This window comes from Paenibacillus sp. FSL R5-0341 (assembly GCF_037975235.1).
Taxonomy (GTDB): Bacteria; Bacillota; Bacilli; order Paenibacillales; family Paenibacillaceae; genus Paenibacillus; species Paenibacillus amylolyticus_A.
On record NZ_CP150241.1, the window covers coordinates 606,710 to 627,575 of the forward strand.

General features: G+C 48.4%; 21 protein-coding genes and 1 riboswitch. Of the genes, 14 read left to right on the forward strand and 7 right to left on the reverse strand.

What is annotated here, in order from left to right; translation table 11 throughout:
- Positions 1 to 65 precede the first annotated feature (65 nt).
- Positions 66 to 1,136 (reverse strand): copper amine oxidase N-terminal domain-containing protein, encoded by a 1,071-nt coding sequence (locus MKX75_RS02870; RefSeq protein WP_076332719.1) that lies wholly within the window; start codon positions 1,134 to 1,136, stop codon positions 66 to 68.
- A gap of 249 nt (positions 1,137 to 1,385) precedes the next feature.
- On the opposite strand from MKX75_RS02870, the gene MKX75_RS02875 reads away from it, so the two are divergent.
- Both MKX75_RS02875 and MKX75_RS02880 read left to right on the forward strand, forming a co-directional pair.
- Positions 1,386 to 1,862 (forward strand): GNAT family N-acetyltransferase, encoded by a 477-nt coding sequence (locus tag MKX75_RS02875; RefSeq protein ID WP_017690853.1) that lies wholly within the window; start codon positions 1,386 to 1,388, stop codon positions 1,860 to 1,862.
- A 48-nt stretch (positions 1,863 to 1,910) separates the two neighbouring features.
- Entirely contained in the window at positions 1,911 to 2,981 is a 1,071-nt protein-coding gene (locus tag MKX75_RS02880) for a Gfo/Idh/MocA family oxidoreductase (RefSeq protein ID WP_076332721.1), read from the forward strand.
- Between the two features lie 93 nt (positions 2,982 to 3,074).
- Here the strand turns inward: MKX75_RS02880 and MKX75_RS02885 are convergent, their stop codons facing one another.
- Together MKX75_RS02885 and MKX75_RS02890 are read right to left on the reverse strand one after the other, a co-directional pair.
- Positions 3,075 to 3,443, reverse strand: a complete 369-nt coding sequence (locus MKX75_RS02885; RefSeq protein WP_076332722.1) for a hypothetical protein — start codon at positions 3,441 to 3,443, stop codon at positions 3,075 to 3,077.
- Positions 3,444 to 3,541: 98 nt separating this feature from the next.
- Entirely contained in the window at positions 3,542 to 6,121 is a 2,580-nt protein-coding gene (locus MKX75_RS02890; RefSeq protein WP_339168355.1) for a UvrD-helicase domain-containing protein, read from the reverse strand.
- Positions 6,122 to 6,517: 396 nt separating this feature from the next.
- On the opposite strand from MKX75_RS02890, the gene MKX75_RS02895 reads away from it, so the two are divergent.
- Complete coding sequence (locus MKX75_RS02895) at positions 6,518 to 7,333, forward strand: zinc ribbon domain-containing protein (protein ID WP_339168357.1); 816 nt, start codon at positions 6,518 to 6,520, stop codon at positions 7,331 to 7,333.
- Positions 7,334 to 7,406: 73 nt separating this feature from the next.
- Positions 7,407 to 8,213 (forward strand): TrmB family transcriptional regulator, encoded by an 807-nt coding sequence (locus tag MKX75_RS02900; protein ID WP_076332725.1) that lies wholly within the window; start codon positions 7,407 to 7,409, stop codon positions 8,211 to 8,213.
- A 267-nt stretch (positions 8,214 to 8,480) separates the two neighbouring features.
- On the opposite strand, the gene MKX75_RS02905 is transcribed toward MKX75_RS02900, so the two are convergent.
- Positions 8,481 to 9,119 (reverse strand): NUDIX domain-containing protein, encoded by a 639-nt coding sequence (locus MKX75_RS02905; RefSeq protein WP_076332726.1) that lies wholly within the window; start codon positions 9,117 to 9,119, stop codon positions 8,481 to 8,483.
- Between the two features lie 79 nt (positions 9,120 to 9,198).
- Between MKX75_RS02905 and MKX75_RS02910 the strand changes: the two genes are divergently transcribed.
- Positions 9,199 to 9,501, forward strand: a complete 303-nt coding sequence (locus tag MKX75_RS02910; protein ID WP_056695593.1) for a hypothetical protein — start codon at positions 9,199 to 9,201, stop codon at positions 9,499 to 9,501.
- Between the two features lie 247 nt (positions 9,502 to 9,748).
- Here MKX75_RS02910 and mscL read toward each other — a convergent pair whose 3' ends face one another.
- A complete protein-coding gene (gene mscL / locus MKX75_RS02915; protein ID WP_076332727.1) occupies positions 9,749 to 10,243 on the reverse strand; it encodes a large conductance mechanosensitive channel protein MscL in 495 nt (164 codons plus the stop codon).
- Positions 10,244 to 10,509: 266 nt separating this feature from the next.
- A riboswitch (purine riboswitch) is annotated at positions 10,510 to 10,609 on the forward strand.
- 300 nt (positions 10,610 to 10,909) lie between these two features.
- On the opposite strand from mscL, the gene MKX75_RS02920 reads away from it, so the two are divergent.
- Both MKX75_RS02920 and MKX75_RS02925 read left to right on the forward strand, forming a co-directional pair.
- A complete protein-coding gene (locus tag MKX75_RS02920; RefSeq protein WP_339168359.1) occupies positions 10,910 to 11,497 on the forward strand; it encodes a xanthine phosphoribosyltransferase in 588 nt (195 codons plus the stop codon).
- Position 11,498: 1 nt separating this feature from the next.
- Positions 11,499 to 12,860, forward strand: a complete 1,362-nt coding sequence (locus tag MKX75_RS02925) for a nucleobase:cation symporter-2 family protein (protein ID WP_339168360.1) — start codon at positions 11,499 to 11,501, stop codon at positions 12,858 to 12,860.
- A 261-nt stretch (positions 12,861 to 13,121) separates the two neighbouring features.
- Here MKX75_RS02925 and MKX75_RS02930 read toward each other — a convergent pair whose 3' ends face one another.
- Positions 13,122 to 13,460, reverse strand: coding sequence for a hypothetical protein (locus MKX75_RS02930; protein WP_076332729.1), 339 nt, complete (start codon positions 13,458 to 13,460; stop codon positions 13,122 to 13,124).
- 96 nt (positions 13,461 to 13,556) lie between these two features.
- Positions 13,557 to 13,832, reverse strand: coding sequence for a hypothetical protein (locus MKX75_RS02935; RefSeq protein ID WP_062837332.1), 276 nt, complete (start codon positions 13,830 to 13,832; stop codon positions 13,557 to 13,559).
- A 399-nt stretch (positions 13,833 to 14,231) separates the two neighbouring features.
- Here MKX75_RS02935 and MKX75_RS02940 point away from each other — a divergent pair, with 399 nt between their 5' ends.
- The 7 genes from MKX75_RS02940 to ctaG all read left to right on the forward strand — a co-directional run bounded on the left by MKX75_RS02940 (position 14,232) and on the right by ctaG (position 20,866).
- Complete coding sequence (locus MKX75_RS02940) at positions 14,232 to 14,420, forward strand: hypothetical protein (protein ID WP_017690840.1); 189 nt, start codon at positions 14,232 to 14,234, stop codon at positions 14,418 to 14,420.
- Positions 14,421 to 14,553: 133 nt separating this feature from the next.
- Positions 14,554 to 15,315 carry a type I methionyl aminopeptidase gene (map, locus tag MKX75_RS02945; RefSeq protein ID WP_076332730.1) on the forward strand — a complete coding sequence of 254 codons (762 nt, stop codon included), beginning with the start codon at positions 14,554 to 14,556 and terminating at the stop codon, positions 15,313 to 15,315.
- A gap of 597 nt (positions 15,316 to 15,912) precedes the next feature.
- A complete protein-coding gene (gene coxB, locus MKX75_RS02950) occupies positions 15,913 to 16,965 on the forward strand; it encodes a cytochrome c oxidase subunit II (RefSeq protein WP_062837334.1) in 1,053 nt (350 codons plus the stop codon).
- A 32-nt stretch (positions 16,966 to 16,997) separates the two neighbouring features.
- On the forward strand, positions 16,998 to 18,887 hold the full coding sequence (gene ctaD / locus MKX75_RS02955; protein ID WP_339168362.1) for a cytochrome c oxidase subunit I: 1,890 nt from the start codon (positions 16,998 to 17,000) through the stop codon (positions 18,885 to 18,887).
- A complete protein-coding gene (locus MKX75_RS02960; protein ID WP_047840264.1) occupies positions 18,884 to 19,510 on the forward strand; it encodes a cytochrome c oxidase subunit 3 in 627 nt (208 codons plus the stop codon). The genes ctaD and MKX75_RS02960 overlap by 4 nt, the downstream gene beginning before the upstream one ends.
- Positions 19,511 to 19,513: 3 nt before the next feature.
- Positions 19,514 to 19,834, forward strand: a complete 321-nt coding sequence (locus MKX75_RS02965; protein WP_076332731.1) for a cytochrome C oxidase subunit IV family protein — start codon at positions 19,514 to 19,516, stop codon at positions 19,832 to 19,834.
- A gap of 108 nt (positions 19,835 to 19,942) precedes the next feature.
- Positions 19,943 to 20,866, forward strand: coding sequence for a cytochrome c oxidase assembly factor CtaG (ctaG, locus tag MKX75_RS02970; RefSeq protein WP_062837338.1), 924 nt, complete (start codon positions 19,943 to 19,945; stop codon positions 20,864 to 20,866).

The following is a 20,866-nucleotide window of genomic DNA, read 5'->3' on the forward strand; positions in this document are numbered from 1 at the left end:
CGATGCACGCGGTCGTCTGCAACAACATATAACATGTGTTTCAGCCAGACGTTTTTCTAACCGTATTATTTCGCTTCCAGCTCTGCTGCAGGTGTTTCTAGAACCACTTTCCAAGCTGTTCCGATTGGAGGCAGGCTGCGTGTCAACACAGGGCTGTAGAATCCAATGACTTTAGTTCCTTTGGTCAGTTCTTCAGCTTTCACTGTTTCACCTTCGTGGTTCACGATCATTGTGTCTTTAGCAATGTTCAGCACGACATGGTCAGGGGCTGTTTCTGTTAACCGTGTACCTGTAATCTCAATCTGTGAGATGCTGCCTTCAGCTGTTGTTACATTTTCAATTGTACCCGCTGTACCCAGAAGCTCTTTAGGTTGTGCTTCAGATGTTGTAGCCGTATCCAGCACAGTGACTGTATAGGTCGGCGTTTGTGGTGGCAGGCTGCGGGTAGTGATCAGGGAATGCTCAGCTTCCACATTCATGCCAATGGCCAGATCAGTCAGTGCAATCTCTTTCCCCTCAACTGAGATGAATTTCGTCTCATCGCTCAGATTGAGCACAATACCCTCCGTACCTGCACCGCCAATCTGGATGGACTTATATTTATCTTGGTTCGAGATTCTGGTAATTACACCACGTTCAGTAACCGTCTTCACGTCCTCTTCACTGGAGATAGTCACTTGATTCCCCGTTGTGTTCACTTGTCCATGCAGTACCTTTTCAGCAAAAGAAGCAGGTACATACAAAGTGCCGCCTGTGATTTCAGGCGCTGTGCCCAGCGTGAGCAGCATTTTATTTACGGAATATTGGTCCTTGCCTGTAATTACCTGTGTCCACAGAGCACCCCGAGTCAGCTCTGCAGTTTTAGTTTCTTTATTCCATTTAAGTTCAATACCCAGTGCGTCGGTAAGATCACGCAGCGGGATCATGGCTACTTTGCCATCCTTTTTCCAATAACCATCGGAGATGGATGCACCATTCACGGATACGTTTACTACACTCACTGCGTTACTATCTGCTGAAACGGATGTTTGATGGACTGGTTGTGTGTGGTCCAGTGTTGCTGCATAAGCGGCTCCACCACCCAATGCCATGGATAGGGCCATCAGTGCACTTACTTTTTTCATGTTGTTGTTCATCAATATTCATCCCTTCTAATCTGTGTACTGACGCGGTAAAATCTTCCTTAGGGCCGCGCTTCAAGTTAATAGACGGGACAAATCGTCTAAGTGTTGCAGTTGAAATGTAATGAATGTAAGCGGTAGGTTAGTTTAAATTAGAAATATCGCTTGTATTGCAGGTTATCCGCAGCAGGATCAGGTTAATTTCAGGTAAGTGGCCAAACCTTTGTCCTATTTCACATTCAAGTACGAGGAGGAACGGATTAGATGAGTGATATGTTGGTAGCGCTCTATCGTTTACCGGAGCAAGAGAGTGGACTGAGAGCGTTGGAGGAATCTTCTATTGTGATTCGAAGAGCCATTGCCCCAGAGAAACAACTTGTATTGGATTGGGTGAGGTCACATTTTAGCCAGGCTTGGGTGGATGAATGTGAAGTTGCTTTTGCACGTCAGCCGGTGTCCTGTTATATTGCGGTTGAGCATGGGAAAATGATTGGATTTGCCTGTTACGAAGCGACATGTCGCAACTTCTTCGGACCGACAGGTGTGAGCCAGGATGCACGGGGCAAAGGTGTAGGCACAGCCTTGTTACTGGCCTGTATGCATGCAATGAAGGCGGACGGTTACGGGTATGCGATTATCGGATCAGCGGGACCTGTGGATTTCTATGCCCGGACGCTGGGTGCCGTGAAGATTGAAAATTCAACGCCGGGTATTTACGAAGGCATGCTGCGGGCAGACTAAGACGATAATGATGTTATGGAAGTTGTGGAAAAGGAAGGGAGGACGATGATGAGCACGAAACAAATGTTGCACATCGGAATGATCGGTACAGGATCAATCTCGGATCTTCATATGAGGTGTTATGCCAAAAACGAGGATGCCGTCATCTATGCCATTTGCGATCTGAACGAAGAACGGGCTAGGGCTGCTGCGCAAAAGTATGATGCCCAATCCGTGTACACCGATTATCGGGAGATGCTGGAGGACCCGCATGTGGATGCCGTCAGTATCTGTACCTGGAATAATACACACGCCGAATTTGCCATTGCTGCACTGGAGGCAGGCAAGCATGTATTGTTGGAGAAACCAGTAGCAACCAATGTGGAAGATGCACTGCGGATTGAAGAAGCGGTGAAGAAGAGCGGACGTACGTTTATCGTTGGTTTTGTGCGGCGTTATGATAACAATATGCAGATGATGCGCAGATTCATTGATGCCGGGGAGTTTGGTGAACTGTATTATGCCAAAGCTTCCATTCTGCGGCGTCACGGCAATCCAGGCGGTTGGTTTGCTGATAAAAGCCGTTCCGGCGGCGGTCCCCTGATCGATCTGGGCGTACATATTATCGACCAATGCTGGTACCTCATGGGCAGGCCGAAACCTGTTTCGGTCAGTGGTAATACGTATCGGAAGTTGGGCAATCGTGCCCATATCGAACATCTTTCTTTTTACAAAGCAGCCGACTACAGCGCAGCTGTGAATGACGTGGAAGATATGGCGAATGCGCTCATACGGTTTGAAAACGGGGCTTCGCTGGCGGTGGATGTGAGCTTTACCCTGCATGCACGCGGAGATGAATCTTCGGTGAAATTATACGGCGAGCGTGGTGGGTTCGAACTGGAACCGGAGACACTGATCGTCACGGAGAAAAATAATACCATCCTGAATATTGAACCCCAGACGGACAATACGGGTCTCCATATTCATAGTGCATTCCAGAACCAGATTGACCACTTTGTGGATTGTTGTCTGAACGGTACAGAGCCGATCAGCCCAATTGCGGATGGTGTGGCTTCCACGCGCATGTTGTGCGGAATCTACGAATCCGCTGAGAAAAGGCAGGAAATTCGTCTGGATTGAGTTCATTTTACACATGGCAGTTGTCCTTCATCATACTTAAAAAGCATGCGTCTTCCGCGTGATCTGCGGTTACGCATGCTTTTTGGCATCAGGTCATTTATTCAGTGGTGAATTCTCGTATCCAGGGTCATCATAATCCGTATCCTGCAGCCTTGGAAGTACGTTCATACTCTCAATTGCCTGCCGGGTATCTGGCGTACCATGGTCATACAGAAAGGTATACAGCAAGGTCATGCCATCCGAAAATTGCTCTGTTGCCTCATCGTGGTCTGCCGACTTGTAGGGTACGGGAGCCCGTTGCAAAGTATATGCATCGTCATCCTCCAGCACCTTCATCAAATCTTTCAATCGGCCCAACTGCCCGTCATCCACCAACACTTCAAAGGGTGTAGATTCGTTCTTTGTTCGTTCAATCAGGTTATGAGTTACCGATACATACAGATGTTGTTTGTCGTCCTGCATAATCCAACCCCCATTCTGAAATGGAAAAAAGACGCTTCTACTGTTAATAAACAGCAAAAAGCGCCCTGAAACGAGCTAGTATGCTCGTATTATTTGAGTTATTTCCCAAATCTCCCCGTTACGGGAACCTGGCGGGTACCGGCCTCCATCGATCCTGAACACAGGGGACAGGCGGGAGGGCCCGATGATGCCTTCTTGGTTACTTTAGAAGGCACAGAAGGCTTCTGTCTTAGCCACGCTTTACAGGTGGATGAACTGCACTTCCAGACCGCAACGGTCTCCGTACGCTCAGCATTACCTGAACCTGAAGTGTACGAATGTGAACTAGAGGAACTCGCAGCTGTCGGACTTATGCCTGTGGTGCTGAATGCCTTATGGTTGCGAATTTCACCACTGCCACGTCGTTCACCGAAGCGATCCTCATCACGTTCGTTGTGAACCTCGTAGTCACGACGGTCACTGTGGCTGATGGCACGACGCTGTGCCACATCCCGACCTTCGGAACGGGCACCTGAGCCCGAGCGGGTATACGGTCCATTACCTTTACCATATGAAGCCTGACTGCTCGTCCGGCTCTCCTCACGAGGTTTACGTTTGTCCGGAACTTCCATGCCGAAGGCTTCAAGCAGGAAGCGGGACACATCCGCTGGTTTTCCGTGATGGCTCGCCGGTGAGGTAACGTACAAGTACTGCTTGGCCCGTGTGATGGCAACGTAAGCGAGCCTGCGTTCTTCCTCCAGTGCCATGTCCAGCTCCGCGTCTGTCTGCTGCACAGCAAGCGCAGCTTTCTGATCCTCAGGGATATCCTGGCGCAGTGCTGTACTGTGAGGCACAATGCCTTCACTGGCTCCGATCCAGTAGACACAAGGGAACTCCAGTCCTTTGGCCCGATGAATGGTCATCAGCTGCACTGCGTCACTGTCCTGTGCGCGGCGCAGAGATTCCATCTCCCGGTGTCTGCGGGAGAGCTCATCCGCGAATTGAATGAACTCTTCCACGGTTTCGAATTTTTTGACGGCAGCTTCGAATTCATCCAGGGTTTCCAGCATCGTTTCCTTATAATGGGTGAAGATGCTGGGATCACCACTTTCCATATACTTATCGTAGAACTGCCTGCGCATCTCCTGAATGGCGATGAGGGGCTTTAGTTTGTGCAGCGATTTGATCAGCTTGATACGTTCTTTGACCTGTTCCTGCTGGAACGGTTTCAGCTTGTCCCATTTTACCAAATGAATAAGCGGATATTTCTTCGCCTGTTGTTGTTCACAGCGCTGAATCCATTCCAGGCCAGCATCCCGTGAAACATAGAGCGGTCCCAATGCACTGGGGAGAGCATCCATGGCACGTGGATCAAGGGACAGACGCAGATGATCCATCAGGGGTCTGATGAGAGACTGGTCATAGAACACCGGAGAAGCACCATGCTGTACAAATGGTACGTCTTTCAACACAAGCTGCTCGAATACAGCCCGGCTGCTGCTGGCTGTCCGGTGCAGAATCGCAATATCACGATAGGTGTGTTGCCCTTCTTCAACCTGCTGGCACAGCTGGTTTACGACCCACGCCGCTTCTTCCTCCGCATTGGAAGGTGTAGCGAAGCGCGGCGCATCTCCGCGATTTCCGGCGGCACGAAGCCGTTTGTCACGTCTACGTTTATTGCGGGCGACCAGTTCACTTCCGAGCCCCAGAATGCGTGCATCACTGCGATAGTTGATATCCAGCGTCACGATGCGTGCACCGGGGTATACTTTATCGAATTCCAAAATCGATTCCTGGCGTGCGCCATTAAAGGTATAGATCGTCTGGTCATCGTCTCCCACAACCATCAGGTTGCGGTGGGCGGAAGCCAGTTTTTGCACAATTTCATACTGTAGATGGTTGGTATCCTGGAACTCATCGACCATAATGTACTGGAAACGCTTTTGAAGCGGCCCCAGAACAGCAGGATCACGAAGCAGAGCAGATGCCCGTAGCAAAATATCATCAAAATCCATTTTGCCCCGATCCTGCTTCCAGGCTTCGTAACCTAGCAGGACACGCTTGGCGTCGCGTTCTTCCTGTGACTTTTCGGGCAGGTCGGTGGTTTCCGATCCTTGCATCTTCCATGCGGACAGCATGGCCAACAGACTTTCGGGCTGGAAGGCTTCACTCATGCCATTTTGGCGAAGAAGCATCTTCAGTACGGTGTGCTGAGCACGCGACTCGCCAAAGATCTCTTCCTGCACACCGTAATGACGCAGCAATGTCAGCGCAAAAGAGTGGAAGGTGCGAGCTTGTACCGCTCTTGCGGCTGCCGGACGTATACCTGGCAATGCGGCAATTCGGTCTTTCATCTCCGTGGCGGCCTTGTTGGTGAACGTCACCAGCAGGATACTACCCGCATGTACGCCACTGACCTCTATGAGGTAGCCGGCTCTTGCAGCCAGCACAGTCGTTTTGCCACAGCCAGCTCCGGCGAGCGTCAGAATAGGTCCTCTGCCGTGACGGACTGCCGAGATTTGTGGTGCATTTAGCTTGATGCCCGCCTCTTCCAGAGAACGAAAATAAAAGGCATCCTGTTGATCATTACCCACGAGTTGCCGACTGGTCTCCAGCGGAGCAGACGGGGACTGGGGCAGGGACGCCGCCGGGGTAACCCCGAGCGGACGGGGGTAGAACGTTGAGTTCGGACTTAACATGTTTCATCCACCTCTGTATGCATTCAGGGATAGGACTATCCCGGTTAAAAGTAAACCATTTGCCCTTTTCACAATCGCATTGTAAATTGGTATGATAGAGTTATTCGCCTAAACAGGCGGTTAAGTATGGCCAAAGCTTCATTATACCCGAACATATGGTCTTGACGAAAGCCCCCGATTTCATCCAGTATCGGTATAAAACGGGCACCAGCACGAGATTACGCAACTTTTTGGCATGATATCGTATAAGTTATATGCCTGAGCATTTTGCATGAAAGATGTAATATGCTAATCTACTAAAATTTGAAATGATAGAATCAATTTCATGAATCATTAAAAACGTTTATGAAATTGATTCGCTAATATTGGTTTTGACGGGACAGAGGAGGAATGGTCATGAAACTGCTTCAGCGCATCAAAGACGGAGCGAACAAAGCAACAGAGCGTGCCCAGCACGCCGTTGAAATTGGGAAATTGAACAACCAGATTGTGGGCTTGCAACAGGAACAGGAAGTCCATTTTACAGATATGGGTCGCATCTTCTATGAGGGTTATCGGGCACAGGATATGACGCGTGCGGAAAAAGAAATGGTGGATCTGTCGCAGCTTTGCGACGAATTGCAGGACGAGATTGATGGTCTGCGCAACAAGATTGCACAGCTTAAGAACGAACGGTTGTGCGAGTGTGGACACGTCGCTTCCCTGGATGCCAACTTCTGCCCTAAATGCGGACGCAAGTTGGGCGAGTTCAAGACACCAGCACCTACAGTAGGAGCTACAGGAGTCGCAGGAGCCACCACAGCCGCGAGACAGGAGGCAGCTGTAGCTCAGACCCAAACTCCGGAGCCGGACTTCTACGATGTGCCACCTGAATTGGAACTGGAGGAAGATGAGCCGTATCACACGGTCATTCCGTCCATAGCCGATCTGGAGACCGAATCGGAATATAACAGTACCGAGTTTACCCAAGAAGAAAAGGAAGCGTTCGATGCGGAATGGGAACGTCGCAGAGATGAAGAGATGCAACGCGAACGTGAGCGTCAGCAGGAGCTGGACGAACGCATCCGCTACTGGAAAGAAAATAACCCGATCGTGAATACGGTGGACGTACAGACCGAAGTGTCACGCGAAATGGTGAATTGTCAGATTTGTGCAGCCGAGCTGCCCAAAGGGTCGAAGTGGTGCCCGCGCTGTGGTGCCGAACAGATCTGATCTGATGCAGTAGAAGCACTGCCGCATCAGTGTGAGGCAGTGTGGGTTGCTGACAGCATGGGGGGACGGGAATATGGACCAACTGCTGCATCATTTGCGTCATCTCGGGTTTACCGAGATGGAATCTAAAATTATGGTGGAACTCGCTCGTCAGGGATCAGCCTCAGGATATGAGGTTGCGAAGCGGCTGGGCGTGTCCCGTTCCAATGTATATGCGACCCTGCAACGGCTGGAACAGCGTGGGTTCTTGCGGTGTAGTCCGGGGGAGCCTGCGAAGTATAGTGTGCTGAAGCCTGAGGAGATGACACGCATGATCTCTGATCAGATGCGTACCTCTCTGGATTATGTCCAGAGTAGCATGCCCAAGAGCGAACCGGAGAAGCCTGTCTTCTATAACATTGAAGGTGACAAAAACGTGTTTGAGAATCTGAGCCGTGAATTGGCCGAGGCTCAGCATGAAATTGTCGTAGACGTTTGGCGTGAGGAGGCAGAGCTGCTACGTAATGACTTACAGCAGGCTGAGGCTCGCGGTGTGCGGCTGTTATGGTCGTGTGATGGCGGCGAAGGCATGCTCGATCAGCCTGTTCCTTTGCCGGGATTGCCTTTGTATGGCACAGGTAATGGTCGGAAATTTTCCTTGGTAGTGGATCGCCGCTGGTGCATGCTTGGCATGCGCGGTGAATCCTGTGCCACACAGGCAGTGATGACGGAGCATCCGGTAATGACCGGACTGCTGCTGAATCATTTTGCTCAAGAGCTGGTGTTGTACGAACTGGAACAGGATATGGGTGAGGAACTGGAGTCCCGCTACGGGCACCGGTACGAAGATCTCTCTGCACGTTACTGGTCTTCTCCTTCAGGAGAGGATGACAAGAACTAGGCAGATCGGCGACTTAACCACTTCTGATGAAGTGAACACTTCAGCACATAATATCTTTCTTTGATGAAATGAATATGTGTACATAAAGCAGGCGCTGCCTTGAGGCAGACGCCTGTTTGTGCTGATTTGAGATATGACAGTGATGTTCGTCACAGCATCTGTTTCCAGTCAAGTCGATAGTAAAGGTATGAAGTTATGCTATTTTTGAGAAAATGAAGCTATGAACATTCGATTGAACGGGATCGGGTTGAACAGGAACGTACATGATCAGTCTTTGGGCACGTGATATAGAGCTTCGAGCACGTCCGTATAATAAGCTGTGCCATGGGGCACGAAATCCGTTGCCCGAATCTCGCGAACGATACGTTCCGTTTCAGTCAACGGCTGAGTCTGAACTCCGGTAGCTTGAATGACGTCGATCTCACTACGGAACAAAGCGAGCAGATCATCCAGCGGCACTTCATACAGGCTATCTACCTCGCTGGGCTGTAGAACGTAGGCTTCGAGCGGCTGATTCAGACATAATCCATAGACCGCGCTGAATTCCCGATCTACAAATGGCACACCACGCACCTCGCCTTGGAGCTGCTGTGTAGCCGTGAGTAGATAGGTTAGTGCCTCAAATGGAGCATTCACACCCAATTCTTCCTCCAGCTCACGACTGGCGTCTTGCAGTTGCTCACCAGCGGTGAGATGACCTGCTGCTGTGATGTCATAACATCCGGGGAAGGTATCCTTAATATCACGCCGCCGCTGAAAAAGAACGAGTCGCTGCTCGCCTTCGTCACGCACGATCCAGCAGTGGAATGAACGGTGCCAATATCCTTTGGCATGGACCTCGCTGCGTAGTGAAGTGCCGATCCAATTTTGCTGATCGTCATAAATGTCGAAACGTTCTGGGGTCATGAAACGTATCTCCTTATATAGCAGTTTTTAAAGTTCAAAATTTCACAAAGTATGTTTTACACGAAAGGGGAACGATCGTATGGAATGCATTGTACACTTTCAGGTGATTTATCCGCAACCTCAGGAACGTAAAAGTCTCAGAGGACTTATATTTGTAGGACAAGGTCAGGAACCGGCTAACAGTCAGTTAACCACCATGTTTAAGGATATGGGATTCAATGTACGTTTGGAAGATGAGGCCCAGTTGTTGTTCAAGCCAGTGGATGCTTCGGCTAACTTTGAATATATTCGGGTGACGGAGCTTGATACCGGGGAAGAAGTTTACAAGGAAGATAAGGATCTGAAGTCGATCCTGGAGCATTTGCTGCCACGTCGTTTCTAGTTCATGAGCGTGAGTGCAAATGAAATTCATGGGGGAGCACATATAACGCATGTATGTTAGGCACAAAAAAGGCCCCACCTTTACGGTGGAACCCTTCAAACCTTTAAGCTACGCAACGAATTGTTAATGAAGCCCATATGGCTAGCTTTTCATACATAAACCCTAGCAAGTGAGCGGTTGAACCCCCCGCATCAGGATTTATATATTCGTAATTCAACTCGGTGAGTCTGTTAAACGCTCATTGTGGTTACGCCGGAGCGCTGCTTCCTTCTGCTTCAAGCTCTGAAGTACAGTGCGAGCAGCGGGTAGCTGCAGCCGGAATTTCAGATAGGCAATACTTGCAAGCCTTGGTCGTTTTTTTCGGCTCGGGCTTTTTGTGTTCTTTGCTTTTCAGATAGTTAATACCCTTCACGAGCATGAAGATACAGAACGCAACGATGAGAAAATCAATCATGACGTTGATGAACTGTCCGTAAGCAATCACCGTAGCGCCAGCTTCATTCGCTTGAGCAAGTGTGGTGATGTCCTGTCCGTTTGCTGTTTTGATATCCCCGTCCAGGTTGATGATTTTCTGGCTGAAGTCGATTCCGCCCATCAGTTTTCCAACTGGAGGCATAATGATATCATTCACAAGGGACGTGACGATTTTACCAAAAGCAGCCCCAATAATGACACCGACCGCCAGATCGATGACGTTGCCGCGGACGGCAAACTCTTTGAATTCTTTAAGTACGCCTTTCATGTCTGCATATCTCCTTTGATCATTTCATAATATAGGCCGCGTCTCCATGCATTCTCCGTTCAGATCCGCACTTCCGTTCTCATATTGTACATAAAAAACACATTCCAATCACCCCTTGTTTGCAAATTAAGACAAGTTTCCGCAACTTCCATGAAAATACTTCTTTATTTCACGCCGCCGATTGGGTATACTTCTAACATTGTCAGTTATGTTTAACCATTTACATTCAGGTTCGCGATCATACATTGTAACGAATCATGGAGCCAAAAATTAAATATGCCGTTACTCGTATATGTGCAGGAATAGGCCTGCATGTCTCTACCCGATCACCGGAATGATCGGACTACGGGAAAGATGTTGCAATATTTTGTGTGGTTGGGATGAGATCATCCTCAGACAGTTTGACTGAAGAGCAGGTTCGGATAGCTTCTATCTGTTTCTGATTAGTCTGCTTGGACTTTCTCGCGTCAGGAGTCATATCCTGTCTTTCTGTTCTTCCATTACACTTGTAGCGTCCATACGGCTTGTCCATATACGTACAAGTCCGTCTTTCCCGTCTCCGGTTATTCCGCAGCGTGTGAAAAGGCGGGCTTTTTGTTTTTTTACCATGGGATTGGAGGGGCATGTTGGCATCTGTGCGGAGGGCATTCAGGGGGAAGAAATGCAATGCAATTGTTAAAAGACAAGGTAAGACAGGAAGGTATTGTCCTGTCCGAGCAAGTACTCAAAGTGGATTCATTCCTGAATCACCAGATGGACCCAGTTCTTATGAAGGAAGTGGGCAAGGAATTCATTCGCCGCTTTGAAGGAGAGAACATCACACGTGTATTGACGATTGAGTCGTCAGGGATCGCACCGGGCATCATGACCGCATTGGAACTGAACGTGCCGCTGATTTTTGCACGGAAGCAGAAGTCCCTTACCCTGACGGAAGATATTCTGGTGGAGAAAGTATACTCTTTCACCAAGCAGGAGACGAATGAAATTACTGTTGCCAAGAAGTTCATGAAGCCTGGCGATCGCGTGCTGATCATTGATGATTTTCTGGCGAACGGTGAAGCAGCATTTGGTCTGGCTCGTATTGTGGAGCAGGTTGGAGCAGAAGTGGTTGGTATCGGTATCGTGATTGAAAAAGCATTCCAGCCGGGAGGTCGCTTGCTGAAAGAAGCAGGATACCGTGTGGAATCTCTGGTTCGCATCGGGGCGCTGTCGGATGGACAGGTTACCTTTGTGGACGAGGAGGGCACGAACTAATATGGCACGCGAACGTATTTTTCAGCGGCATCGGCACCCGATCAAAACTTTCTCACTTGGACTACAGCACGTGCTTGCGATGTATGCAGGAGCCGTCGTTGTTCCACTGATCGTCAGTAAAGCATTGGGTTTTACACAGGAACAACTAACTTATCTGATTGCCATTGACTTGCTGGCCTGTGGTGTGGCTACTCTGCTTCAGGTATGGGGAAATAAATATTTCGGCGTAGGATTGCCGGTCATGCTCGGTTGTGCGTTCCAGGCTGTGTCTCCGATGATCCTTATCGGGATGAACAGTGGGGTATCTGCCATTTATGGAGCAATTATTGCCTCAGGGCTGTTCGTGTTGATCTTCTCTGGTCTCTTCGGGAAGCTCATTCGGCTTTTCCCTCCTGTAGTAACGGGTTCCGTTGTGACTATTATTGGTCTGACTCTGATTCCGGTTGCTTTCCACGATCTAGGTGGCGGCCAAGGCCAACCGGACTTTGGTAGCGGAACGAATCTGTTGCTTGGATTCGGTGTACTGCTCTTTATCATTCTGATGACGCGTTTCACAACTGGATTCATTCGTTCCATCTCGGTACTGATCGGTTTGCTCGTAGGTACGATAGCAGCAGGATTCATGGGTAAAGTAAAATTTGCTCCAATTCTTGAGGCAAGTTGGTTCCATGTTGTTCAGCCGTTTTACTTCGGTAGACCGACGTTTGAGATTGTACCAATTCTGACGATGATCCTGGTGGCGATTGTCAGTGTAGCTGAGTCCACAGGTGTATTTATGGCTCTGGGCAAAATCCTGGACAAGGACCTGTCTTCCAAGGATCTGGCCCGTGGTTATCGTGCGGAAGGTTTGGCTATTGTATTAGGCGGTATTTTCAACTCGTTCCCATATACAACGTATTCACAAAATGTAGGACTTGTACAGATGACACGTGTGAAGACGCGTGATGTCATTGTTGTAGCTGGTGGAATCCTGGTGGTCATCGGATTTGTACCGAAGATTGCGGCACTGGCACAGCTCGTTCCAACAGCAGTTCTTGGCGGAGCCATGGTGGCCTTGTTTGGCATGGTGGTATCATCCGGTATTCGAATCATCGGTAGTCAGGTCGATCTGAACCGTCATGAAAATTTGTTTGTCATTGCTTGTTCTGTAGGTATGGGCCTGGGTGTTACTGTTGTGCCTGAGTTGTTCGCTGGTGCACCGGATTGGGCTCAGATTATGCTCGGTAACGGCATCATTGCAGGTAGCTTCACGGCGATCTTCATGAACTTGCTGTTTAATGGTCTTGGCACCAAGGAAACGGCTGCCAAGATGGCTGAACAACAGGCAGATGCCATCCTTGGAGAGACGGGCAAATCGGCTTAATTAGCCAACGTAGGCTAGATTTGTCATCCAGCATGATTGTTATGTTAACTCTTCTGAATAGATGCTTAACAGGATGAATATTCAAGCGGATTAATACATGCTGATATACAGCATGAATGGTTTATGACATACATCATTTATGCTATGAATATTTAATCACATTAAAGTATGAAGGCATTCCTCTAAATCATAATTAAAAGACGATCCAAACCCAGTTGAAAAGGGAAGGATCGTCTTTTCTTTTGATCAAGTCTCCTAAAGTTACAGATGTCGCATCTGTTTCTCAGCAAAATCGCCGACCCACGGCAGCTTCAACCATTTTCCCTGCAGGCTGGTGACGACCATGATGAGCCAGACCACCACACCGAGCAGGGATAACAGCGATGCCACCAGGGGTCCAAACAACGGAAGAAAGGTCGATAAGACATGCCCGACCATAATGATGCCAAAGACCGTTACGGATTGCAGCGCATGGAATAACACGAACCGACTCCGCTTCTCTACAGCGAGAAAGACAATCCCGCCCACAAAGGTGAACAGATAACAGAGCATACCGGCAATATTTTCATCCAGACCGCTAGACGATTTCATGGGGGACATCCGGTCCAGCCTCCTTTGTCCTTTTTAACTAGGCTATGAAGGAGTTGGACAGAACTGAACCGGTGAATTTATTTGCTGATTAAACGAACGTAATTCTTATCCTCCCTCGATCTGTCTACGAGGGTTTGTGATCTTGCCAATTTTATCGGTGTCATTTTCTTTGGGCACCAAACGTTCATCGGTACGTCCTTCATGGTGATTATCATATGCATATTCCGTCAGTTTCCATTCCGACTTGCCGAGAACCGGATCAGCCGGGAAGTGTTGCCCCCGATGCAAATGTTCCTCACGTCCAGCTTCGTTGATGTAGACTCCATCTACTTCCACCTTTTCATGCGAAAGGGGCAGCATATCCTGTTCTTTGCGTTCCATGAAACGGCGCCTCCTTTGGATACCAGTAATTTAACTATATGGGTTGTCCGTGATAATATCCCCCGAATAGTTCAGTGTTATGCTGGATATATTAATTCCGTATAGAATGACGGCAATCATAACTTATGATTCGGAATTAAACTTTTTGGGCATGAAAACCGTTATATTTATTAGAGGAAATCGTCAAGTCGTAAGATACTTCCGAATATGCTACAATAAGATTATGATTCATTCCGAATCATATCGGGTATTTATAGTGTCAGGTACTTGCTTTCTAGCGAGGTTCCCGACCTAAAGCTTGCTTTAAGCCGCGCACACAACTTCATGGATGGCATTTAAGACTTATTCGGCATTCTCTAAACGGAGCATTCACTTTCAACGTTTTGGGAGGGAATTACAATGGCAACGAAAGGTCACAATGAGGTCAAAGAAAGTTTGAGGGAAATGACTCGGATTTTCCGTCCTAAGGATCCAAAAAAATTCGTGAAGGAGTACGTGAGAAAATACCGGATTACGGGTGGATATGAGGAAGAATTGACTTCTGTGGTTGAGCATGAGCTTGTCAAGATGGATTCTTCCGTGTCCTGAAACAACACACAACTCTGATTATACTGTTCCGATAATGAATAGAACCGTCTCTCGGGCGTTAAGCTCCGGCAGGCGGTTTTTTTTGCGTTCCTGCTGCATATATATGGGAGTACACCTATAGCGGGAAGGATGAATGCATGTGGACCCTATACTGAAAACCAAAGAAGAGATTGGCTACATGCGGGAAGCAGGACGAATTTTGTGGAGCTGTCACCAGCATATTGAGCAGTGGATGGTCCCTGGGATCACGACAGCAGAGATCAACGAGCGGGTGGAAGAGTTTCTCGCAGAACATGGGGCTACACCGGAGCAGAAAGGGTACAAAGGGTATCCTTACGCGACTTGTGCCTCCATCAATGAAGTGGTCTGCCACGGATTTCCGGGTGATGAGATTCTGGCGAGCGGAGATGTGGTGACCATCGATATGGTGGTAAACAAAGACGGCTGGCTTGCTGACTCGGCCTGGACATATGGAATCAATGAACCAAGCAGATCCGTTCGCAAGCTGATGAGACGTACAGAGAAGGCGCTTGAGCGGGCCATTGCACAGGCAGTTCCAGGCAACACGCTCGGAGATATTGGAAGTGCCATTGAACGAACGGCAAGACTCTATCGATACGGCATTGTGAAGCCGCTCATCGGTCATGGGATTGGTCAGTATATACATGAACCGCCGAATGTACTGCCTTATGGCAAACGCAGAACGGGCATGATGCTCACCGAGGGCATGGTTATTACCATTGAACCGATCTTTACAAAAGGCAGTTCAGGAGCCGTTGTATGGGATGAGGATGGATGGACGGTGAGGACGGTGGATGGCAGCTGGGGTGTTCAGTATGAGCATACGGTTGCCATAACCGGAGACGGCCCTCTAATTCTGACCAACGGTACGTAAGATGAAGTGCGCGAAGCAGATAAGCTGATCGGGCTACAATTCGAGAGCTAGGATTCAAAAAATCTCAGAATTCTTCAAATGCTCCATGCTGTTTGAGTTTGAATAAAGCAGTATGGAGCGGAATGTATGACTTCCAGATGAATATGGAAGATGTTATCCATAAAATTGGATCTTTCTTTTGCATAATCCCGCATGTTTTCAATGTGAGAAAAATCGCCAATAAATCAAGTTTTATCACCGAAATTTGGCAAAAATTTTCAAATGTAGAGAGTAATATTTTTAACTGAAATCGTTTACAAATCAAGTTGCAGAGCGGTTTTTTACATAAAGTGAACAATTTGTGAACATGTGTCCAAAGATTGACAAAATCATACCCTCAACTTATATTTAATAAGTGATTGAAGCATATAGAATGAATTGGAAGAATACGCAGACATGCCCTGAGCAGGAAATGACGGGAGTACTGGAAGCGTTATTTTTGTAAGCGTTCTGTATGACGAAGAGGATTATGCGTATCGTGCTGAAACGTACCTTTTGTTGCCTTTCTACCGAACGACAACGGTAATCTACGAAAACGTAAAAAAGTGGGGTAGATCAATGATGAAACAGTGGCAGGTTGCAAAGCGAATTCTCCCCTTGCTGGCGGTGTTCTCTTTGCTGCTATCCGCATGCGGGCGGGAAGACTTGTCGGTAATGAAACCTCAGGGTCCTGTGGCGCAAGGCCAATATGATCTGATGAAGCTGTCCATCGCGATTATGATTGTGGTGCTCATCATTGTATTCGCCATTGCGGCCTATGTCCTGATCCGGTTTCGCAGACGGGCCGGGCAGACTGAGATGCCCGAACAGGTTGAAGGAAATTTCAAGCTGGAAGTAATATGGACAGCCATTCCGTTATTGCTGGTTATTGTGCTGGCAGTACCGACGGTACAAACGATTTTTGCCCAAGGTGAAGATCTGTCCAATGACAAAAACGCACTTAAGGTCCAAGTCACCTCGCATCAGTACTGGTGGGAATTCACTTATCCTCAATATGACGTAACCACCGCTCAAGATCTCATCATCCCGACCGGAACCAAAATCGCATTCGAATTGAAAACCGCTGACGTGCTTCACTCCTTCTGGGTGCCGTCACTTGCGGGCAAAATGGACACAAACCCGGATGGAACGCTAAACAAGTTTAGTTTCTCCGCACCAAATGAAGGCGTTTACCGCGGTAAATGTGCCGAGTTATGCGGCAGATCGCATGCTTTCATGGAATTTAAGGTAAAAGCAGTGAGTCAGGAATCCTTTGACAGATGGGTGAATCAGATGAAAGCACCCGCAGTCCTTCCTGAAGATGCTCAATTGGCCGAAAAATTCAAAACAAATTGCCTTTCTTGCCACGCTGTTGGCGACCAAGGTGGACCTGTTGCACCTGACCTGACGGGAATCGGCGGCAAAGAATCTGTCGCAGGCATTCTGCTGAATTATCGTGAGGGACAGGAAGAAGGAAACCCGGTACTGGATAACATGAAAGAATGGCTCCATGATCCACAATCCGTGAAGCCGGGCAATACCATGCCGAATCCCAAAGATCTTGGGTTGACGGATGAAGAAATCGACGGAATTGCCGAATATCTGGCCAACTACAAATTGGACTATGAATAGAACAGCAAGGACGAAGAAGGGGGTACACAACCTTGGCTCATGCGCATAGCGTCAAGAGGTACAGGGGCTTGATGGATTGGATCACCACCGTCGATCACAAAAAAATCGCCATTCTCTATTTGGTTGCAGGTGGATTTTTCTTTGGAATCGGCGGCATTGAAGCCATTTTGATTCGGATTCAACTGATGAAGCCGATGAATGATTTTGTATCGGCACAGGTCTTTAACGAATTGATTACCATGCACGGAACAACGATGATTTTCCTTGGTGTCATGCCACTTATATTTGCCGTTATGAATGCTGTCGTGCCTTTGCAGATCGGGGCGCGGGATGTGGCTTTCCCGTTTCTTAACGCGCTGGGTTTCTGGACGTTCCTGTTTGGGGGATTGTTGCTGAACCTGAGCTGGGTTATGGGCGGGGCACCGGATGCGGGCTGGACCTCATATACGCCGCTTTCGGGCAGTGAATATAGTGGAACGCATGGTGTGGATTTCTACACCATCGGTCTCCAGATCGCAGGTCTGGGAACACTCATCGGGGGCATTAACTTTCTCGCAACGATTATTACCATGCGTGCTCCAGGCATGTCTTACATGCGGATGCCGATGTTTACATGGACGACATTTATTACATCTGCCATTATCCTTTTTGCTTTTCCTGCCATCACGGTAGGGCTTGTACTTTTAACGTTTGATCGTATTCTGGGAGCGAATTTCTTTGATGTCGCAGGTGGCGGTAATCCGGTACTCTGGCAGCACATCTTCTGGATCTTCGGGCACCCGGAAGTATACATTCTGATTTTGCCGGCATTTGGTATCATCTCGGAGGTTATTCCGACCTTCTCGCGTAAGCGGTTGTTTGGATACAGCTCCATGGTATTTGCCACCATCCTGATTGCCTTCCTGGGCTTCATGGTATGGGCGCATCACATGTTTACAACAGGTTTGGGTAATGTAGCCAACGCGCTTTTCTCCATCTCCACGATGTTGATTGCCGTACCAACCGGGATCAAAATCTTTAACTGGCTCTTTACGATGTGGGGTGGACAGATCCGCTTTACGGCGGCAAATCTGTTTGCGGTTGGATTCGTTCCAACCTTCGTTATGGGTGGTGTTACAGGCGTCATGCTGGCATCTGCTCCGGCGGATTTCCAGTTCCATGATACGTACTTTGTTGTGGCCCACTTTCACTACGTTATTGTAGGGGGACTGGTGCTCGGATTGTTCTCGGGACTGCATTACTGGTGGCCGAAGATGTTCGGACGTATTCTGAGCGAAACACTGGGTAAATGGACATTCTGGACATTTATGATCGGTTTCCAATTAACGTTCTTTGTACAGCATTTCCTCGGTCTGATGGGGATGCAGCGCCGGATCGTTACATACTTGCCGAATCAGGACTTTGACCTGCTCAATCTGGTCAGCTCTGTCGGTGCGTTTCTGATGGGTGTTGGGGTTATTATGTTCCTCGTGAACATCGTAATCACAACAAGAAAACCGGCTGGTGCGCCGAACGATCCGTGGGAAGACGGACGTACACTGGAATGGTCCATTCCTTCCCCGCCACCGGAATATAACTTCAAGCAGACTCCACTGGTACGCGGAATCGATGCGTATTGGAAGGAAAAGATGGCAGGACATACAGAGATGACACCGGCAGAACCCGTAGGTTCGATTCATATGCCTTCAGCAACGCCGTTGCCGTTTGTAATGTCTGTAGGTATCTTTATCGCAGGACTCGGCTTGATGTTTAGCAAGGATGATTTCGGCAATGCGTTTATGAACGGATTATTCAACAATTATATTGTGGTTATTATTGGACTCGTAATCACATTTGGCGCAATGGCACTTCGTTCACTTTATGATGATCATGGCTGGCATATTGAACCGGAGGATCAGGATGAGAAGGGGGCTAGAACATGACAACCTCACATGCCGAACCGGTGAACGACAAATTGCCGCATGAACCGGAGAAAGCAACGCTGGAAGGACGTAACAAGCTTATCGCCTTCTGGTTGTTCCTTGGCGGCGAGACGGTACTGTTCGGTACACTCTTTGCTACCTTCCTGGCTCTTCGTGGTCAAACCAATGATGGACCTACGGCGAATGAATTGTTCCACCTGCCACTGGTGGCCGCTGCAACGTTTATACTCCTGGTCAGTAGTTTGACGAGTGTATTTGCGATTCAGGCCATGCATAAGGGCAAGCGAGATGCACTAGCGTTGTGGCTGGGCATCACGGTGGTACTGGGTATGGGATTTCTCGCACTGGAAATATACGAGTTCTATGAGTATGTGAAACATAAAGAGTTCGGTATGACCACGAGTGCATTCAGTTCAGCATTTTATACACTGGTCGGGTTCCACGGAGCCCACGTTGCTTTCGGTATTGTGTGGATCGGAATCATTATCGGGCAGCTGTTCAAAAAAGGATTGACGGTCGTAACTGCACCTAAAGTATACGTCTCCGCAATGTACTGGCACTTTATTGACGTGGTCTGGGTGTTCATCTTTACGGTCGTGTACCTGCTCGGAAAGGTGGGGTAACACATGTCTGCACAGGATAAGACAGATCAACAGCCTGTGAAACACCGTCACCGGACGGAAGGGCCGCAGAAACACGTCGTGGTGTTTATTTTCTCCATTATTCTTACGCTGATTGCGTTTGCGGCTGCTTCTGCCGGAGGGGTCAACACAACCTTTACGATTATTATTTTGCTCGTTATGGCTATTCTTCAGGTATTCGTTCAATTGGGTTACTGGATGCACATGAAGGATAAAGGGCATCTGATGCCGATTCTGTTCATGGCCTTTGGATTTTTCGTAGCCTTTACGTGCATTATTATGGCACTGTATTGGGTCTGGTGGTAAAAGAGATGGCGGCGGCGCATTGCCGCCGTCTTTTCCCCTTTTTGGCGAAAGGATCTTCTCAAAGGAATACTGGCAACAATCAAATTAGGTCACGGGGAGGTTTCCCGTATGCTCGGGTTGCAATATTTTAGCTTTAACGACTTATGGAGTCCGCTTATATTGGCTTTATTTCTGATCATTGCTGCAGCCTATTTGGTGCTTGTCGGACCATTAAGCGAGCAAATAAAGGATGCAGAGCCAGCGACTGCTGCACAGAAAATCATGTTTATTACGGGGTTGTTCGTCCTGTACCTGGCTCAAGCAGGGCCCTTTAATTTGCTCGGTCACGTGATGTTTAGCTTCCACATGGTAAGCATGGCGTTCTCCTATCTGGTAGCCCCGCCGCTGATGATGAAAGGATTGCCGATCTGGGTATGGCGCAAAATCGTACGTTGGTTGCCTACACGCCAGCTATCGTTCCTGGCTCATCCGATCGTTGCGGCAGTACTCTTTAACGGACTGTTCTCGCTGTATCATCTGCCAATTGTACATGATTACGTGATGTTGAATTTTACCGTTCACCGGTTGTATTATATTGCCCTGTTTATCACCTCCATGCTGATGTGGTGGACATTGCTGAATCCATTGCCAGAAGGCAGACAAGCATCGGGGTTATCCAAGATCGGTTTTATTTTCTTGAATATGGTACTGCTTACGCCTGCGTGTGGCTTGATTATCTTTGCGTCCGAGCCGTTGTATCAGACGTACAGCAACCCTGCAGTATGGGCTGAAGCGATGAGGTATTGTGTGTCTGGAGATTCTACAGCGTTACTTCGCTCATTTGGTGGTCCGGCCTTCTTCAACTTTTTGTCTTCCGCGAAGGAAGATCAGCAGGTTGGTGGCATTGTGATGAAGTTTATTCAGGAGGGGATCTTTGCCTCCATGCTGGCCTATGTATTTTTCCAATGGTATCGGAAAGAGAAACAGGAAGATGATGATGATTCGTATCCCGCAGGGGGTACAGGAGGGCCGCTTAATCCGGCTGCCAAATAA

Coding starts and splice junctions, on each gene's coding strand:
- MKX75_RS02875 (WP_017690853.1), top strand. CDS start 1,386: ATGAGTGATATGTTGGTAGCGCTCTATCGTTTACCGGAGCAAGAGAGT.
- MKX75_RS02935 (WP_062837332.1), bottom strand. CDS start 13,832: ATGGAACGCAAAGAACAGGATATGCTGCCCCTTTCGCATGAAAAGGTG.
- MKX75_RS02890 (WP_339168355.1), bottom strand. CDS start 6,121: ATGTTAAGTCCGAACTCAACGTTCTACCCCCGTCCGCTCGGGGTTACC.
- MKX75_RS02895 (WP_339168357.1), top strand. CDS start 6,518: ATGAAACTGCTTCAGCGCATCAAAGACGGAGCGAACAAAGCAACAGAG.
- MKX75_RS02960 (WP_047840264.1), top strand. CDS start 18,884: ATGACAACCTCACATGCCGAACCGGTGAACGACAAATTGCCGCATGAA.
- MKX75_RS02965 (WP_076332731.1), top strand. CDS start 19,514: ATGTCTGCACAGGATAAGACAGATCAACAGCCTGTGAAACACCGTCAC.
- MKX75_RS02900 (WP_076332725.1), top strand. CDS start 7,407: ATGGACCAACTGCTGCATCATTTGCGTCATCTCGGGTTTACCGAGATG.
- map (WP_076332730.1), top strand. CDS start 14,554: ATGCATGTGGACCCTATACTGAAAACCAAAGAAGAGATTGGCTACATG.
- MKX75_RS02940 (WP_017690840.1), top strand. CDS start 14,232: ATGGCAACGAAAGGTCACAATGAGGTCAAAGAAAGTTTGAGGGAAATG.
- MKX75_RS02885 (WP_076332722.1), bottom strand. CDS start 3,443: ATGCAGGACGACAAACAACATCTGTATGTATCGGTAACTCATAACCTG.
- MKX75_RS02925 (WP_339168360.1), top strand. CDS start 11,499: ATGGCACGCGAACGTATTTTTCAGCGGCATCGGCACCCGATCAAAACT.
- MKX75_RS02910 (WP_056695593.1), top strand. CDS start 9,199: ATGGAATGCATTGTACACTTTCAGGTGATTTATCCGCAACCTCAGGAA.
- MKX75_RS02905 (WP_076332726.1), bottom strand. CDS start 9,119: ATGACCCCAGAACGTTTCGACATTTATGACGATCAGCAAAATTGGATC.
- MKX75_RS02930 (WP_076332729.1), bottom strand. CDS start 13,460: ATGTCCCCCATGAAATCGTCTAGCGGTCTGGATGAAAATATTGCCGGT.
- mscL (WP_076332727.1), bottom strand. CDS start 10,243: ATGAAAGGCGTACTTAAAGAATTCAAAGAGTTTGCCGTCCGCGGCAAC.
- MKX75_RS02920 (WP_339168359.1), top strand. CDS start 10,910: ATGCAATTGTTAAAAGACAAGGTAAGACAGGAAGGTATTGTCCTGTCC.
- ctaG (WP_062837338.1), top strand. CDS start 19,943: ATGCTCGGGTTGCAATATTTTAGCTTTAACGACTTATGGAGTCCGCTT.
- MKX75_RS02870 (WP_076332719.1), bottom strand. CDS start 1,136: ATGAACAACAACATGAAAAAAGTAAGTGCACTGATGGCCCTATCCATG.
- MKX75_RS02880 (WP_076332721.1), top strand. CDS start 1,911: ATGAGCACGAAACAAATGTTGCACATCGGAATGATCGGTACAGGATCA.
- coxB (WP_062837334.1), top strand. CDS start 15,913: ATGATGAAACAGTGGCAGGTTGCAAAGCGAATTCTCCCCTTGCTGGCG.